This window comes from Kitasatospora sp. NPDC059973 (assembly GCF_042737525.1).
GTDB lineage: Bacteria > Actinomycetota > Actinomycetes > Streptomycetales > Streptomycetaceae > Kitasatospora.
Map to the genome: position 1 here is coordinate 20,351 of NZ_JBHWUI010000007.1, position 16,247 is coordinate 36,597.

At 73.5% G+C, this 16,247-nt stretch carries 12 protein-coding genes; 4 read left to right on the forward strand and 8 right to left on the reverse strand.

Annotated features, from left to right (window positions below):
• Positions 1–47: 47 nt before the first annotated feature.
• From ACFWA9_RS03470 to ACFWA9_RS03490, 5 genes are all read right to left on the reverse strand, one after another.
• Positions 48–860 carry an ABC transporter permease gene (locus tag ACFWA9_RS03470; protein WP_352287170.1) on the reverse strand — a complete coding sequence of 271 codons (813 nt, stop codon included), beginning with the start codon at positions 858–860 and terminating at the stop codon, positions 48–50.
• Positions 857–1,858 (reverse strand): ABC transporter ATP-binding protein, encoded by a 1,002-nt coding sequence (locus tag ACFWA9_RS03475; protein WP_380382742.1) that lies wholly within the window; start codon positions 1,856–1,858, stop codon positions 857–859. The genes ACFWA9_RS03470 and ACFWA9_RS03475 overlap by 4 nt, the downstream gene beginning before the upstream one ends.
• A gap of 149 nt (positions 1,859–2,007) precedes the next feature.
• Complete coding sequence (locus ACFWA9_RS03480) at positions 2,008–3,210, reverse strand: NYN domain-containing protein (protein WP_380382744.1); 1,203 nt, start codon at positions 3,208–3,210, stop codon at positions 2,008–2,010.
• A gap of 276 nt (positions 3,211–3,486) precedes the next feature.
• Positions 3,487–4,533, reverse strand: coding sequence for an aspartate-semialdehyde dehydrogenase (locus ACFWA9_RS03485; protein ID WP_329487236.1), 1,047 nt, complete (start codon positions 4,531–4,533; stop codon positions 3,487–3,489).
• 158 nt (positions 4,534–4,691) lie between these two features.
• A complete protein-coding gene (locus ACFWA9_RS03490) occupies positions 4,692–5,591 on the reverse strand; it encodes a dihydrodipicolinate synthase family protein (RefSeq protein WP_380382746.1) in 900 nt (299 codons plus the stop codon).
• Positions 5,592–5,663: 72 nt separating this feature from the next.
• Here ACFWA9_RS03490 and ACFWA9_RS03495 point away from each other — a divergent pair, with 72 nt between their 5' ends.
• Positions 5,664–6,554, forward strand: a complete 891-nt coding sequence (locus ACFWA9_RS03495) for a LysR substrate-binding domain-containing protein (RefSeq protein WP_352287160.1) — start codon at positions 5,664–5,666, stop codon at positions 6,552–6,554.
• A gap of 31 nt (positions 6,555–6,585) precedes the next feature.
• Here ACFWA9_RS03495 and dnaE read toward each other — a convergent pair whose 3' ends face one another.
• The gene (gene dnaE / locus ACFWA9_RS03500) at positions 6,586–10,119 is read right to left on the reverse strand and encodes a DNA polymerase III subunit alpha (RefSeq protein WP_380382748.1); all 3,534 of its coding nucleotides are present in this window, start codon (positions 10,117–10,119) and stop codon (positions 6,586–6,588) included.
• 187 nt (positions 10,120–10,306) lie between these two features.
• Between dnaE and ACFWA9_RS03505 the strand changes: the two genes are divergently transcribed.
• Complete coding sequence (locus ACFWA9_RS03505; protein WP_352287155.1) at positions 10,307–11,635, forward strand: DUF2252 domain-containing protein; 1,329 nt, start codon at positions 10,307–10,309, stop codon at positions 11,633–11,635.
• Between the two features lie 2 nt (positions 11,636–11,637).
• Here the strand turns inward: ACFWA9_RS03505 and ACFWA9_RS03510 are convergent, their stop codons facing one another.
• Positions 11,638–12,855: a hypothetical protein gene (locus ACFWA9_RS03510; RefSeq protein WP_380382750.1), complete on the reverse strand. Its 1,218-nt coding sequence runs from the start codon at positions 12,853–12,855 to the stop codon at positions 11,638–11,640.
• A 74-nt stretch (positions 12,856–12,929) separates the two neighbouring features.
• Here ACFWA9_RS03510 and ACFWA9_RS03515 point away from each other — a divergent pair, with 74 nt between their 5' ends.
• On the forward strand, positions 12,930–13,703 hold the full coding sequence (locus tag ACFWA9_RS03515) for a DNA glycosylase AlkZ-like family protein (RefSeq protein WP_380382752.1): 774 nt from the start codon (positions 12,930–12,932) through the stop codon (positions 13,701–13,703).
• A gap of 94 nt (positions 13,704–13,797) precedes the next feature.
• Here ACFWA9_RS03515 and ACFWA9_RS03520 read toward each other — a convergent pair whose 3' ends face one another.
• Complete coding sequence (locus tag ACFWA9_RS03520; RefSeq protein ID WP_352287149.1) at positions 13,798–14,388, reverse strand: dienelactone hydrolase family protein; 591 nt, start codon at positions 14,386–14,388, stop codon at positions 13,798–13,800.
• A gap of 190 nt (positions 14,389–14,578) precedes the next feature.
• Between ACFWA9_RS03520 and ACFWA9_RS03525 the strand changes: the two genes are divergently transcribed.
• Positions 14,579–16,213 carry an alkaline phosphatase D family protein gene (locus ACFWA9_RS03525; RefSeq protein ID WP_380382808.1) on the forward strand — a complete coding sequence of 545 codons (1,635 nt, stop codon included), beginning with the start codon at positions 14,579–14,581 and terminating at the stop codon, positions 16,211–16,213.
• The last annotated feature ends 34 nt before the right edge of the window (positions 16,214–16,247 follow it).

A 16,247-nucleotide genomic window follows, 5' to 3' on the forward strand; every position in this document is an offset into this window, starting at 1 on the left:
CCGACACCTCCCGCCGCCCGCCGGTACGGCGGATCATCGGGCAGGCCCTAGCGGGTGGTGGCCCGCCGGTACGCCCAGGTGGCCACCGCGAGCGACGCCACGCCGACCCCGGCGCAGACCGCCAGGTCGCCCGCCACCGCCGCCCAGTCCGGGTCGGCCGCGAAGGTCCGGGCGAACGCCTCCACGCCGTACGTGGAGGGCAGTAGCTCGCGCAGCCAGAGCACCGGCTGCGGCAGGTTGTCCACCGGGAGCACGCCCAGCAGCAGCGCCGCCGACATGCCGAGCTGCCCCAGCATGGTGGCGATCTCCTGCTTGGGCGCCAGCAGCCCGCAGGCCGCGCCCAGCCCGGAGAGCGCCGCCCCGGCCAGCGGCACCACCGCGAGCAGCACCCAGAGCTGCCCCATCGGCAGCCCGAACATCCAGGCCCCGGCGACGGCCGTCACCACGGTGCCCGGGAGCGTGAAGGAGGCGTACGCGGCGGCCGCGCCGAGGACCACCGAGGCCGCCGGGACGGGCAGCGTCGCGTAGTGGTCGAGGCCGCCGGTGGCCCGCAGCCGGCCGAAGTACTGGGCCAGCAGGTTGAGCGCGACGAAGGCCACCACCAGCACGCTGGAGCCGGCCACTACCGACCGCGCGGCCGAGGTCTGCCCAGGGTCGACGACGCCCCGCATCATCACCAGGATGCCGAGCGACTGGAAGGTCGCCACGAACAGCAGCGGGATGCGGGCCACCTTGGCCCGGGCCAGCTGCGCCCGGTAGACGGCGGCCAGCGCGGGCAGCAGCCGGGCGGCGGGGGCCAGCGGGGCGGGCCCGCCGGCCAGGGCCCCGGCGGTCTGCGGCGGCACCGAGAGCAGCGTCACTTGGCCAGTCCTCCATGGCGGCCGCCCAGCTTGAGGTAGGCGTCCTCAAGGCTCGGGGTGGCCAGGGTGAAGTCGTCCAGCGCGGCGAAGGCCGGGCCGGTGGTGACGGCGGCGACCAGCTCGCGGGCCCGCTCGGGGCTGGTGCGCACGGTCCAGCGCCGGCCGGTGCGCTCGGCCCGCTCGGCGAGCGCGGCGACGGCGGGCACCGCCATCGGTGCCTCGTCCCGCCAGACCAGGTCCAGCCGGACGTCACCGTCCACCAGGGCCTTGAGTCCGCCGGGGGTGTCGCAGGCGATCACCCGGCCCTCGTCCACGACCGCGACGCGGTCCAGCACGGTCTCGGCCTCGATGACGTTGTGGGTGACCAGCAGCACGGTGGTCCGCCGTTCGGCGCGCCGGCGGTCGACGGCGCTCCAGACCGCGCGGCGGGCGACCGGGTCCATGCCGGTGGTCGGCTCGTCCAGCACCAGCAGCGGCCGCTCCCCCACCAGCGCGGCGGCGAAGCAGGCGAGGCGGCGCTGGCCGCCGGAGAGCTTGGCGAGCGGCCGGTGGGCGAGCGGTTCCAGGGCGAGTTCGGTCAGCACGTCGGCGGCCTCGGCCCGGGCCCGGGCCCGGCTGAGGCCGCGCAGCCGGCCGGTGGTCTCGGCGGCGAGCGCGACGGTCAGCTCGTCCAGCGCGCTGGACTCCTGGCCGAGGTAGCCCAGCAGGCGGGCGGCCCGCTCGGGGTGGCGGACGACGTCGTGGCCGAGCAGCTCGATGGAGCCCGAGTCGGGCCGCAGCAGGCCGGTGAGCTGGCGGACCAGCGTGGACTTGCCGGCTCCGTTCGGCCCCAGCAGCCCGAAGATCTCGCCCTGCCGGACGGTCAGGCTGATGCCGTCGTTGGCCCGGATCTCACCGGCGGCCCCGGCGCCGCGTCCGGCGCGGTAGGTCTTGACCAGGTCGCGTACGGCACAGCACGGCGAGGCCTCCCCGGGTGCCCGCCCGGCCGTCTCGCTCATCCGCCCGCCTCGCTCCACCGAGCGGTCGCACCACGGATCGCGTCCCTGTCGACGCTCCGCTCCTTGCCCTCGCTCACGAGCGAAGACTCTACGCGGTGGACGCGGTCGGCCGGACAAGGGGGCCTGGCCGCCCGGGGCGGCGGGGCGGGTCAGTCGTCGACGACGAGGTCCCCGCCCGGCACCCGGCCGGCGAGCTCCTTCCAGAATCCCGCCCGGATGGCGTACCGGTCGTGCTCGTCGATCTGGTCGTCCTTGTGCGCGAGCAGCCCGAACCGGGCCGCGTAGCGGAGCAGCTCGCCGTCGACCCGGTGCGGGATGCGCGGGTAGTCGGGCCAGAGCACGGTGAGCCGTTCGACGTCGCCGAGCCGCTCCGTCCAGCGGCGGGCGAACACCTGGCCGACCTCATGGGCGTCCCCGCCGATGGTGGTGATGTCCTCCTCGCGGTCGGCCCAGCGCTGCTCGGCGGTGGTCAGCTGGGCCAGCGTGGGCAGGCCGTCCCCGGCGGTGACGGCCTGTTCGGCGGCGGGCCGCTCGACCCAGCCCCGGTCCGACGACCAGCGCAGCACCGGGCCGGTGGGGTGCGCCGCCGCCGGCAGCTGGGGGGTGCGCCCGGCGAGGTCCTTGGGCGTCGGCACGACCTTCAGCGCGGTGGCCGTCCCGGTGGCGCGCCCGTTCGCCACCGGCACCTGCTCGGCCGCGGGAACGGCGGCGGGCCGGGCCGCGGACGCGACGGCGGCGGGCGGGGCGGCCAGGATCTTGGCGATCTCGTGGCGCGGCCCGGGGGCGGGGAAGGCGGTGGCGGTGTCGCGCAGGGTGAACGAGCCCTCGATCCACTCCCGGTCGAGCACCCGCCGCTCGTCCGCCTCGCCGACCAGGTCCTCGGACTGGTTGAAGTCGCCGTCGGCGGCCTGCAGCGCCCAGAGGTGCACGACCACGCCGTGCTCCTTGGCGGACATCATGCCGGGCAGCAGGTCCCCGTCGCCGGTGATCAGCACGACGTCCGCGCAGGCCCGGTTGCGGGCGAGCTCGGAGAGCTCGGCGTGCATCGCGGCGTCCACGCCCTTCTGCACCCAGCGGCCCTCCGCCCTGGTCAGGGCGCCCAGCCGGACGGTGACCCGCGGCAGGACCCGGAGCCGGCGGTGCTCGGGCATCGGGCGGCGGTCGGGGGCGGCGTCGAACCAGTAGATCCGCAGCAGCGGCAGCCCGGTCTCGGCCTCGGCGCGCTCGCGCAGCGCGGTGATGAGCGCGGTGTGGTCGACACTGACCCGGGAACGGCTCGGGTCGCCGGCGAGCAGGCTGGCGGCGGCGCCCAGCAGGTAACCGGCGTCCACCAGGACGACACAGCGGTCCATCGCGCACCTCTTTTCGCTCGCCCTCGGGGATCCGGCGGCGCCGGTGTGCGGCGCTGCCGGGTGGGCGCGGTCGGCCCGGCGCTCGGGCCCGTGGGGTGAGGGTGCCCGTGGCCGCCCGATCGTTGGGTCACCTTTACCCCTGGTTCGCCCGCCGAATCTCGGCGGATGTCGCGGTCCGGCAACATCCGGCGGCGGTGCGGCCGGGGCGCGGGCGAGGGCCGGGAACGCGCGGCGGGCCCCCAGCGAGGACGGGGCCCGCCGGGTGCGACCGCGTGCTCAGCCCTTGAGCTCGGCGGCGACGAGTTCGGCCAGCTGGACGGCGTTGAGCGCGGCGCCCTTGCGCAGGTTGTCGTTGGAGACGAACAGCGACAGCCCGTTCTCCACCGTCTCGTCGACGCGGATGCGGCCGACGAAGCTCGGGTCCTTGCCCGCGGCCTGGAGCGGGGTGGGGATCTCGCTCAGCTCGACGCCGGGGGCGGCGGCGAGCAGCTCGACGGCGCGCTCGGGGCTGATCGGGCGCTCGAATCGGGCGTTGATCTGCAGCGAGTGGCCGGAGAAGACCGGGACGCGCACGCAGGTGCCGGCCACCTTCAGCCCGGGGATGCCGAGGATCTTGCGGCTCTCGTGGCGGAGCTTCTGCTCCTCGTCGGTCTCGTTGGAGCCGTCCTCGACGATGGAGCCGGCCAGCGGCAGCACGTTGAAGGCGATCGGGCGCTTGTAGACCTTGGGCTCGGGGAACTCGACCGCGGAGCCGTCGTGGGCGAGCGCCGAGGCGCCGTCGACGACCTTGGCGGCCTGGTCCTGGAGCTCGGCCACCCCGGCCACGCCGCTGCCCGAGACGGCCTGGTAGGTGGAGACGACCAGCGCGGCGAGGCCGGCCTCGTCGTGCAGCGGGCGCAGCACCGGCATGGCCGCCATGGTGGTGCAGTTCGGGTTGGCGATGATGCCCTTGGGGCGGTTCGCGATGGCGTCGGGGTTGACCTCGGAGACGACCAGCGGGACGTCGGGGTCACGGCGCCAGGCCGAGGAGTTGTCGATCACGACGGCGCCGGCCGCGGCCGCCTTGGGGGCGAGTTCCCTGGAGGTGGAGCCGCCCGCCGAGAAGATCACGATGTCCAGGCCGGTGTAGTCGGCCGTGGCCGCGTCCTCGACGGTGATGTCGGTGCCCTGCCAGGGCAGCGTGCGCCCGGCCGAACGGGCCGAGGCGAACAGCCGCAGCTGCTCCACCGGACCCACACCTCCGGGAAGTCCTGCGCGCTCCGCCAGGATCTCGCGGACCACGCCGCCGACCTGGCCGGTGGCCCCGACAATGCCGATCTTCATTCCGACTACTCCTCTTGATGGTGCTGGTCACAGCCGCCCTCCGCCCATCATGCCTTGTGACCCGGGCGGGGCGACCTGGTATTCCACGGTGTGAGAGCCCGGCCCCGGTCCGGCCGGTCCCGCCGGGCGCCGATCCGGCCGGATCGGCCCGGGCCGGACTAGTGGTCCAGACCGGTGGCGAGTGCGAGCGCCACCGCCACCTCGTCCGCCCCCGCCGGCAGCAGCGGCAGCCGGACGTCCGGGGTGGGGATCCGGCCCTGCGCGTGCAGCACGCCCTTGACCACGGCGGGGTTGGGCGCGGCGAAGGCGGCCGTCGCCAGCGCGGTCAGCCGGTGCCCCAGGGCCCGTGCCCGCGGTACGTCCCCGCGCTCCCAGGCGTCGGTCAGCTCGACGAACCGGGCGGTGGCCAGGTGGGCCGAGGCCGGGATGCCGCCGGCGCCGCCGAGCGCCAGCACCGGCGCGAGGAAGGCGTCCTCGCCGGACAGCACCGCGAACCCGTCCGGGGCCTGCGCGAGCAGCTCGACGGCCGCCTGGTCCAGCCCGCCGGTCGCGTACTTGACGCCGACCACGCCGTCGATCGCGGCGAGTTCGAGCAGCGCGCCGGCCGACAGCCGCTGCCCGGTCCGGTACGGGATGTGGTAGACGACCAGCGGCACCGCGCTCGCCGCGGCCAGCGCCCGGAAGTGCGCGACCGTCCCGGCCTCGCCCGGGCGGACGAAGGCCGGGACGGTGACCAGCGCGGCGGCCGCCCCCGGCACCCGCGCGCCCAGCCCGGCCAGCTCCTCGGCGGCGGCCCGGGTGTCGGCCCCGCCCGCGCCGACCACCAGCTGGGCGCCGCGGTCGGCGCAGACGGCCGCGCAGACGTCGACCACCGCGCGCCGCTCGGCCGCGTCCAGCGTGGCCGGTTCGCCGGTGGTGCCGAGCGCGACCAGCCCGGCCGCGCCGTCGTCCAGCAGCGAACCGGCCAGCTTCTCCAGCGCGTCCAGCGCCACCGAGCCGTCCTCGGCGAACGGGGTGACCAGCGGGACGTAGATGCCCTTGAGAACCGTGTGTTCCATGCCCACGATCCTGCGGCCCGGTCATCACTCAGGTCCAGTTCACATTTCTGACGCTTCTCGTAAGCTGGGCCGATGCTCGATGTCCGACGCCTGCGCCTGCTGCGCGAACTCGCCCACCTCGGCACCATCGCCGCCGTCGCCGAGTCGCTCTCGTTCAGCCCTTCGGCGGTCTCCCAGCAGCTGTCCGTCCTGGAGAAGGAGGCCGGTGTCCCGCTGCTGGAGCGCACCGGGCGGCGGGTCGCGCTGACCCCGGCCGGGCTGGGCCTGGTCCGGCACGCCGAGGCGGTGCTGGCACGGCTGGAACAGGCCGGCGCCGAACTCGCCCACGCCAGGGAGGGGCTGGCCGGTCCCCTGCGGATCGGCACCTATCCTTCGGCGGCCCGGGCGGTGATCCCGGCGGTGCTCGCCGAGCTGTCCGGCTGGCACCCGGGGCTGGAACCGATGGTGGCGGAGGTGGACCCGGCGGACGTGGCGGCGGCGCTGCGCGCGGGCGAGCTGGACGTCGCGCTGGTGCACGAGTACGACCTGGTGCCGACCGACCCGGAGCCCGGCCTCGCGGTGACCCGCCCGGTGTTCACCGAGCCGATGTACCTGGCGGCCCGGGCGGCCGGCACCGTCGCCGAGCAGCGCGCCGCGCCCTGGATCATGGCGCCGCGCGGCACGCTCTGCCACAGCATGGCCGTCCGGGCCTGCGAGAGCGCCGGCTTCGCCCCCCGGATCCGGCACCAGATCGACGACTTCGCGACGGTGCTGGCCCTGGTGGCGGCCGGTCAGGGGGTGGCGCTGGTCCCGCAGCTGGGCACGGAGCGGACCCCGCCCGGGGTAGTGCTGACCCGCCTGCCGATGTACCGCCGGACCCGCGCCGCCTTCCGGGCGGGCGCGGGCTCGCACCCGGCGATCTCGGCCTTCGTCTCGGCCCTGCACACCGCCGTCCCGCCCGCCCTCGGCGGCGCGGTGCTCTGAGCCCGCCCCGGGGCGTCTCCCGGGGCCGGTCTCAGTTCGCCAGGCAGCTCGGCCCGAGCAGCTGCTTGAGGTCCCCGAACAGCGCCGGGTCGGACTTCACCCGGTGCCGGTCCAGCCGCAGCACCGTGGTGGTGCCGCCGCGCCGGAGGTGGACGTGCACCTCGGTGGTCCCCTTGTGGTGGGCCAGTACCTCGCCGAGCCGGGTCACCACCTGCGGGTTGAGCCGGCTCTCCGCGATGGTGAGGGTGATCGGCAGCTGGGCGGCGACGTTCGACAGGTCCGGCACCGACAGCTCCATGCCCATCAGCCGCGGCACGTCCTCCCGCTTGTCCAGCTTGCCGCGGACGAACACCACGGAGTCCTCGACGAGTTGCGAGGAGACCAGCTGGTAGCTGGCGGGGAAGAACATGCAGTCGATCGAGCCCGCCAGGTCCTCGACGGTGGCGATCGCCCAGGCGTTGCCCTGCTTGGTCATCTTCCGCTGGAGGCCCGAGATGATGCCGCCGATGGTGACGATCGAGCCGTCCGGCCGCTCCGCGAGGTCGGCCACCGCGCAGTCCGCCCTGTCGGCGAGGAGGTGCTCGATGCCGTGCAGCGGATGCGAGGAGACGTAGAGGCCGAGCATCTCCCGCTCCTGGGTGAGCAGGAAGGCCTTGTCCCACTCCTCCTCGGAGAAGACCACGTCCAGCCCGAAGCTCGGCTCGTCGGCGACCGCGTCGCCTCCGAACAGGTCGAACTGGCCCTCCGCCTCCTTGCGCTTGACCCCGACCACGTTGTCGATCATCGGCTCGAACTCCGCGGTCAGCCCCTTGCGGGTGTGCCCGAGCGAGTCGAACGCGCCCGCCTTGATGAGCGATTCGACGGTCCGCTTGTTGCAGACCACCGACTCCACCTTCTCCAGGAAGTCGGGGAAGGAGGTGAACTTCCCCTTCGCCTTCCGGGTGCGGATCATCGACTCCACCACCGGCCCGCCGACGTTGCGGATGGCGGTGAGGCCGAACCGGACGAGGGTGTCCCCGTGCGGGGTGAAGTCGGAGTCGGACTCGTTGACGTCCGGCGGGAGCACCTGGATGCCCATCTTCCGGCACTCGTTGAGGTAGACCGCCGACTTGTCCTTGTCGTCCTTCACCGAGGTCAGCAGCCCGGACATGTACTCGGCCGGGTAGTTGGCCTTGAGGTACGCCGTCCAGTACGAGACCAGCCCGTACCCGGCGGTGTGCGCCTTGTTGAAGGCGTAGCCGGAGAAGGGGACGAGGACGTCCCACACCGCCTGGATCGCCGCGTCCGAGTATCCGCGCTCGCGGCAGCCCCGCTGGAACGGGACGAACTCGGCCTCCAGGATCTCCTTCTTCTTCTTGCCCATCGCGCGGCGCAGCAGGTCGGCCTGGCCGAGCGAGTAGCCGGCCAGGATCTGGGCGGCCTTCTGCACCTGCTCCTGGTAGACGATCAGGCCGTACGTCGGCTTGAGGATCTCCTCCAGGGGCTTCTCCAGCTCCGGGTGGATCGGGGTGATCTCCTGCTGGCCGTTCTTGCGCAGCGCGTAGTTGGTGTGCGAGTTGACGCCCATCGGGCCCGGTCGGTACAGCGCGAGGACGGCGGAGATGTCCTCGAAGTTGTCGGGCTTCATCAGGCGCAGCAGCGAGCGCATCGGCCCGCCGTCGAGCTGGAAGACGCCGAGCGTGTCGCCGCGGGCCAGCAGCTCGTAGGCGGGCTTGTCGTCCAGGGGCAGGTCGAGCAGGTTGATCCTGACGCCCTTGTTCCGCTCGATCGCCTTGACGGCATCGTCCATGATCGTCAGGTTGCGCAGGCCGAGGAAGTCCATCTTGAGAAGGCCGAGGCCCTCGCAGGTGGGGTAGTCGAACTGCGTGATGGTGACGCCGTCGGTGTGCCGGGTCCAGACCGGGATGTGGTCGGTGAGCGGCTCGGCGGACATGATGACGCCGGCCGCGTGCACCCCGGGCTGGCGGATCAGGCCCTCGATGCCGCGCGCGGTGTCGATCACCTTGCGGACGTCCGGGTCGTTCTCGTACAGCCCGCGGATCTCGCCGGCCTCGCCGTAGCGCGGGTGCGAGGGGTCGGTGATGCCCGAGAGCGGGATGCCCTTGCCCATGACGTCCGGCGGCATCGCCTTGGTGATCCGGTCGCCCATCGCGTACGGGTAGCCGAGGACGCGCGAGGAGTCCTTGATGGCGGCCTTCGCCTTGATGGTGCCGTACGTGACGATCATGGCGACCTTGTCGGAGCCCCACTTGTCCGTCACGTACCGGATCACGTCACCGCGCCGGCGCTCGTCGAAGTCGATGTCGACGTCGGGCATGGAGACGCGCTCGGGGTTGAGGAAGCGCTCGAAGATCAGGCCGTGCGGGATCGGGTCGAGGTCGGTGATGCCCATCGCGTAGGCGACCAGCGAGCCGGCCGCCGAGCCGCGGCCCGGCCCCACCGCGATGCCCTGCTCCTTGGCCCACATGATGAAGTCGGCGACCACCAGGAAGTACGCCGGGAACCCCATCTGGATGATGGTGTCCATCTCGTACTCGGCGAGCTTCTTGTGCTCCTCGTCGTACCCGCCCGGGAAGCGCCGGTCCATGCCCTGCCAGACCTGGGCCTTGAAGAAGTCCGCCTCCGACGCGAAGCCCGCCGGGATCGGGAAGCGCGGCATCAGGTTCTTGAACTCGAACATGCCCTCGGTGTCGACCCGCGAGGCGACCAGCAGCTGGCTGTTGCGGCAGCCCTCCTGCCAGGCGTCCGAGGAGTCCAGCGCGTACATCTCGGCGGCCGACTTGATGTAGTAGCCGGTGCCGTCGAAGCGGAAGCGGTCCGGGTCCGAGAGGTTCTTGCCGGTCTGGACGCAGAGCAGCAGGTCGTGCGCGGCGGCGTCGGACTCGGTGGTGTAGTGCGAGTCGTTGGTGACCACCGGCGGGATGTCCAGCTTCCGGCCGATCTCCAGCAGCCCGTCGCGGACCCGCTTCTCGATGTCCAGGCCGTGGTCCATCAGCTCCAGGAAGTAGTTCTCCCGGCCGAAGATCTCCCGGTAGTCGGCGGCGGACCGGAGCGCCTCGTCGAACTGGCCGAGCCGCAGCCTGGTCTGCACCTCGCCGGAGGGGCAGCCGGTGGTGGCCATCAGGCCGGCCGCGTGCTCGGCGATGATCTCCTTGTCCATCCGGGGCCACTTCACCAGCCAGCCCTCGGCGTAGGAGCGCGAGGTCAGCTTGAAGAGGTTGTGCAGGCCCTGCTTGTCGCGGGCCCAGATGGTCTTGTGGGTGTAGGCCCCGGACGCCGAGACGTCGTCCCGCTTCTGGTGCGGCTGGCCCCAGAGGACGCGCTTGGTGTTGGTGCGCGACTCGGGCGCGACGTACGCCTCGATGCCGATCACCGGCGTGATCCCGGCGGCGGTGGCCTGCTTGTGGAACTCCGCCGCGCCGTACATGTTGCCGTGGTCGGTCATCGCGACATGGGTCTGGCCCAGCCGCTCGACCTCCTTGAAGAGCTGCTTCAGCCGGGCGGCACCGTCCAGCATCGAGTACTCGGTGTGGACGTGCAGGTGCGCGTACGGCTGGTCGCTCAAGGCGGGGCCTCCGGAGGCTGGTGCTGTCTGGCTGGCCGGCGAACGCACAGGTCACGGAGGTGCCTGGAAACAGCTGTGGTCCGAGCCGCCATCGGGGCCCGGACCAGCTCTCACACGTTCACGGTCCTACTCTAGCCTCCGGCCCCAGAAGTGCCCGGCCGCCCACCACGCCGCAAAGGACCCCTCCATGTCCCACCCGCAGCCCATCGCCGACCACCGCGCCGAGACCGTCCTGAGCGTCTTCGACACGGCCTTCGGCGACCTGCTCGCCAAGGACCCGGCGGCGTTCCGGGTGAAGTTCCGGAAGATGGCCGCCTCGGCGTTCGCCTTCTACCGCGGCACCGCCGGGCTCTACTACGCCGACCTCGCCGACGGCCCGTTCGCCGGGTACGGCGCCACCTTCCTGGACGAGCGCACCAGCCGGGTCTGGATCCACGGGGACCTGCACGCCGAGAACTTCGGCACCTACCTGAACGCCGAGGGCCGGCTGGTCTTCAACGTCAACGACTTCGACGAGGCCTACGTCGGCGCCTTCACCTGGGACGTCCAGCGCCTCGCCGCCTCGCTGGCCCTGATCGGCTACGCCAAGGCACTGTCCGACACCACGATCACCCAGCTGGTCACCGCCTTCGCCACCGCCTACCGGGCCCAGATCGCCGCCCACGTCTCCTCCGGCGACGCCGACCCCTTCACCCTGGACACCGCCACCGGCCCGATCCTGGACACCCTGCGCCGGGCCCGGCTGCAGACCCGGGTCGCGCTGCTCGACGGCGACACCGTCGTCGAGGGCTACGAGCGCCGCTTCCGCCTCGGCGGCGGCGCGATCGAGCTGGACGAAGCGACCCGCGCCGAGGTGCTCGCCGCCTTCGAGGCGTACGTCGCCACCCTGCCGCCCGCCTCCCGCACCCGGCCGGAGTCGCTGAAGGTCAAGGACGTCGTCGGCCGCCGCGGCATCGGCATCGGCAGCGCCGGCCTGCCCTCCTACAACCTGCTGCTGGAGGGGCACACCGACGCGCTGGAGAACGACGTCGTCATCTACATGAAGCAGGGCCAGACCCCGGCCGTGTCGCGGCACGTCACCGACCCGGCGATCGCCGGGTACTTCGAGCACGAGGGCCACCGCACGGTCATCTCCCAGCGCGCCCTCCAGGCGCACAGCGACCCGTGGCTCGGCCACACCACCCTGCGCGGGCGCGGCCAGCTGGTCGCCGAGGTCTCCCCCTACACCACCGACCTCGACTGGACCGACCTCAACGAGCTGTCCGACCTGCTCGCCGTCACCGAGTACCTCGGCCGCGCCACCGCCACCATGCACGCGGCCGCCGACGAGTCCTCCAGCGGCCACACCCTGGTGCCGTTCTCCACCGAGCACGCCATCGACGCCGCCATCACCCGCGACGAGGCCGGCTTCACGGCGATGCTGGTCGACTTCGCGCACGCCTACGGGGCGCAGGCCCGCCAGGACCACCAGCTCTTCGTCGACCTCTACCGCAACGGCCGCATCCCCGGCCTGTAGGGCTACCCGGTCAGGGCCGCCAGCCGCTCCCCGGCGGCGGCCCTGACCTCCGCCTCCTCCATCGGGTCGTCCCGCAGGTAGGCCAGCCGCTCCCGCACCTCCGGCCCGTCCGGCGCCTGCCCGACGGCCAGCAGCCGCGCCGCCGCCTCGCAGTCCCGGAGCGACTCGGTGTACACCGCGCCCAGCCCGGCCGGGCCGATCGCGGCCAGCGCCTCCAGGTAGGCGGCCCGCTCGTACGAGTGCGGCGTCCACAGCCAGAACCGGCGCAGCAGCGAGACGGCGTCCCCGGCCTCCGCCGGCCCGAACCGGGCGAGCGCCTTGGCCTGCCTCCTCGGCCCGCACCAGTGCCGCCGCACCCAGTGCCGTTCCAGCTCCGCCACCAGCACCGGGACGTCCTCGACCGCCCCGTACTCGGCCAGTACCCACTGCCCCCGCGCCCGCAGCCAGTCCGGCTCCGTGACCGCGGCCCACTCCCGCGCGGCGGGCACCGCCCGGGCGCCGAGCTTCTCCAGCACCCCGATCAGTGGCCACAGCACGTACCTGCCGTCCGCCGTCCCCAGCGACGGCACCAGCGGAAGCACCCCGGGCTCCGGCCCCCGGTCGTCGAGCACGTCCAGCGCGGCGGTCCGGCGCTCCTGCGACTCGGCCGGATCCGCCAGCAGCTCCAGCAGCTCCGCGTTCCCCGTCCTCGCCAACGGCTTCGCCTCCGGGGGCCCGTGCACCGGCCCCGGCCTGACCCACCCCCAACGCGTCCACGGCTCGCCCCACCGGTCCGCCGGATCCCGTCGCGCCCGTTCCCCGGCCGTCTCCGCCAGGTCCTCCCACCACTGCACCGGCCACCGGTCCGCCATCGCCTCCAGCACCCGCGCCCAGTGCCGCCCCACCCCCACATGCGCCCGCAGCGCCTCCCGGGCCTGCGCCGAACCGTCGAGCGCCAGCAGCACCAGCACCGCGCCGGCCCGCTCACAGGTGTCCTCGTCCCCCGCCAGCAGCTCGACCACCGGCCCGACCGGCAGCGCGAGGTCCCTGACCAGCCGCGCCAGATAGAGCGCCCGCTGATCGACGGACTCCCACCGCCAGTCCCACCGCACGCACCCGTACACCAGCTCGGCGGCCGCCGCCGGGTCCTCCTCGGCCATCCGCGCCCCGAGCCCCCGGCCCCGCTGCAACAGCCCCGGCAGCGTCGCCGCCGGGGCGTACTCGTATCTCCGCTGTGTCACCCCGCCATCCTCCCCCAGCCCCCGTCGAGGACGGTTTCCGACCTACGTCCCCGCTAGCGTCGGCCTTCCCGGACATGCGATGCGGAGACCGACATGAACCTCACCTGGCCGCAGGTCAGCGCCCGCCGTCTCGCCCGGCATGGACTGACCGCTCCGCTGCCGGGCGGACCGGCCGCCGTCGCCGGGGCGGTCTGCCGCGCTGGCGCCAGGCCCTGCCATTGGCGGCGGTCCGCGGCGCGCTCTGCTTCGGCCCGGACCGCGGCCGCCAGGTCACCTACACCAACCCGCACCGGCTGCTCCCCGCCTTCACTCCGGCCGAGCCGCGGACCGCCCTGGACTGGCTGCTCCGCCGCTACCCGCACGCCTACGGCCCGGCCACCCCGGAGCACTTCGCCCACTGGCTGGCCGCCCCCACCCGCTGGGCCGAGCGGCTCTTCACCGACGACCTGGTGCCCGTCCGGCTCGAAGGCGGCACCGCGTGGCTGCCCGCCGACGACACCGACTTCCCGCCCGCCGAGCCGACCGGCCCGCGCCTGCTCCCCTACTTCGACGCCTACACCGTGGGCTGCCACCCCCGCGACCTGCTGTTCCCCGGCCCGGCCGCCACCCGCGCCCTGAACCGCGGCCAGGCCGGCAACGACCCGGTCCTGCTGATCGACGGCACGGTCGCCGGTGTCTGGCACCAACGCCGCACCGGCCGCCGCGTCGACATCACCGTCGAGCCCCTGACCGGACTCACCCGCCGGCACCGCCACGACCTCGACGCCCAGGCCACCCGAATCGGCGAGATCCTGGAGGCCACCCCCACCGTGACCATCGGCCAGGTCACCACCGGCCCCCACGCCTGACCGGGGCATCGAGGCGCCGAACAGAGTGGGGCCGGGCCGGAACAGCCGTGCACAGGAAGTCGGCCGGGCCGACTTCCTGTGCACGGGGCGCGTCTCAGGCCGCCTGGTCGTCCAGCTCGGCGAGGAAGTCCAGGGCCACCGCCCAGGTCCGCTCGGCCGCCTCGGCGTCGTAGTCGGGCAGCTCGGGGTCGGTGTAGACGTGACCGGCGCCCCGGTAGCGGTGGACCTCGACGTCGGCGCCGGCCCGGCGCAGCTGCAGGTACCAGGCGTTCAGCCAGTCCTCGGACTCGAACGGGTCCGGCTCGGCCACGTGCAGCTGGACGGGGATCGAGGTCGCCGCGTCCTCCCGGATGTCCGAGGTGCCGTGCAGCAGGAGCAGGCCGAGCGCCTTCTCGTCGGCCAGCGCGAGGTTCTGGGCGAGCGAGCCGCCGAGCGAGAGGCCGGCGTAGACGAGCGCGGCTCCCGACCCCAGCAGCGGGGCGGCGGCGCCGACGGCCCGGCGCAGCAGCTCGTCACTGCCGAGCTCCTCCTTGTACGCCATGCCCTCCTCGACGTCGTCGAAGGTCTTCCCGTCGAACAGGTCCGGGGTGTGCACGGTGTGCCCGGCGGCGCGCAGCCGGTCGGCGGCGGCGTGGACCGCGGGGCGCAGTCCGTAGACGGAGTGGAGGAGCAGGATCTGGGCCACGGTCGGACTTCCTTGCAGGGCGGGCGGAGACTCCCCCCATCATCGCTCATGGCCACCGGGTGGCCTCGCGCCCGCGCGGCGGTGGCGGAGGCCACGCGTCGGTGAAGCGGCGACGAACAGTCAGTCCGTCCTATGGAGTGGCGCGTTACCGACCGGTAGCCTGTCCGCCGTGACTGACCTTGTCGATGACATGACCGCTGCCCGCCCGCACCGCCGCCAGGTGCTGAAGGCCACCGCGATCGTGGCGGGCGCCGCCGCCCTGCCGCTCGCCCTCGGCTCCGCGGCCTCGGCCGCGACCGCCCCGCAGTTCCTGCACGGCGTCGCCTCCGGCGACCCGCTCCCCGACGGCATCCTGCTCTGGACCCGGGTCACCCCGACCCCCGACGCCGTTCCCGGCTCCGCCACGGGCCCGGCCACCGAGGTCCGCTGGGAGCTCGCCACCGACAAGGGCTTCACCCGGATCGCGGCGAGCGGCACGGTGACCGCCACCGCCGCCTCCGACCACACCGTCAAGGCCGACGTCCGCGGCCTGACCCCGGACACCCTCTACTGGTACCGCTTCACCGCCGGCGCCGCCGTCTCCCCGGTCGGCCGCACCCACACCACCCCGGCCGCCGACGCCGCCCTCTCGCGTCTGCGCCTGGGCGTCGCGTCCTGCGCCAACTGGGAGGCCGGCTACTTCTCCGCCTACCGCCACCTCGCCGCCCGCGGCGACCTGGACGCCTTCCTCTTCCTCGGCGACTACATCTACGAGTACAAGACCGGCGAGTTCTGCGCCCGCGGCTCGGTCGTGCGCCCGCACGCCCCCGCCCACGAGATCCTCACCCTCGCCGACTACCGGACCAGGCACGGCCGCTACAAGACCGACGAGGACCTCCAGGGGCTGCACGCGCAGGTCCCGACCATCGCGATCTGGGACGACCACGAGTTCGCCAACGACGCCTGGTCCGGCGGCGCCGAGAACCACACCCCCGGCACCGAGGGCAACTGGGCCGACCGGATGGCCGCCGCCAAGCAGGCCTACTTCGAGTGGATGCCGGTCCGCCCGTCGATCGCCGGCACCACCTACCGCCGCCTGCGCTACGGCAAGCTCGCCGACTTCCACCTGATGGACCAGCGCTCGTTCCGCTCGGAGCAGGTCAAGGTCGGCAACGGCGACGTCGACTCGGCCGACCGCAGCATCACCGGTCGCGCCCAGATGGACTGGCTGAAGGCCGGGCTCACCGCCTCCGACACCACCTGGCGGCTGATCGGCAACGAGGTGATGATCTCCCCGGTCGCCTTCTTCTCGCTGCCGGACTACCTGCTGCGCCCGCTGGCCAAGCTGCTCGGCCTGCCGGGCGAGGGCCTCGCGGTCAACACCGACCAGTGGGACGGCTACACCCACGACCGCCGCGAGCTGCTCGGCCACCTCAAGACGAACGGCATCACCAACACCGTCTTCCTGACCGGTGACATCCACTCCGCCTGGGCGTCGGACGTCCCCAACGAGGCCGCCACCTACCCGCTCTCGGGCAGCGCGGCCACCGAGTTCGTGGTGACCTCGGTGACCTCGGACAACATCGACGACGTCCTCAAGGTCGCCCCGCAGACCCTCTCGCTGGTGGCGGCCGCGGCGATCAAGTCGGCCAACCCGCACGTCAAGTGGGTCGACCTGGACTCGCACGGCTACGGCGTCCTGGACATCACCCCGAGCCAGACCCAGATGGACTACTACGTCCTCTCCGACCGCACCCGCAAGGACGCCACCACCAAGTGGACGCGCTCCTACCGCACCCGGTCCGGCACCCAGCAGATCGAGCGGGTCTACTCCCCCGTCAAGTAGGCCGCGCCCCGGAGGGGGTACGCCACCCAGGCGT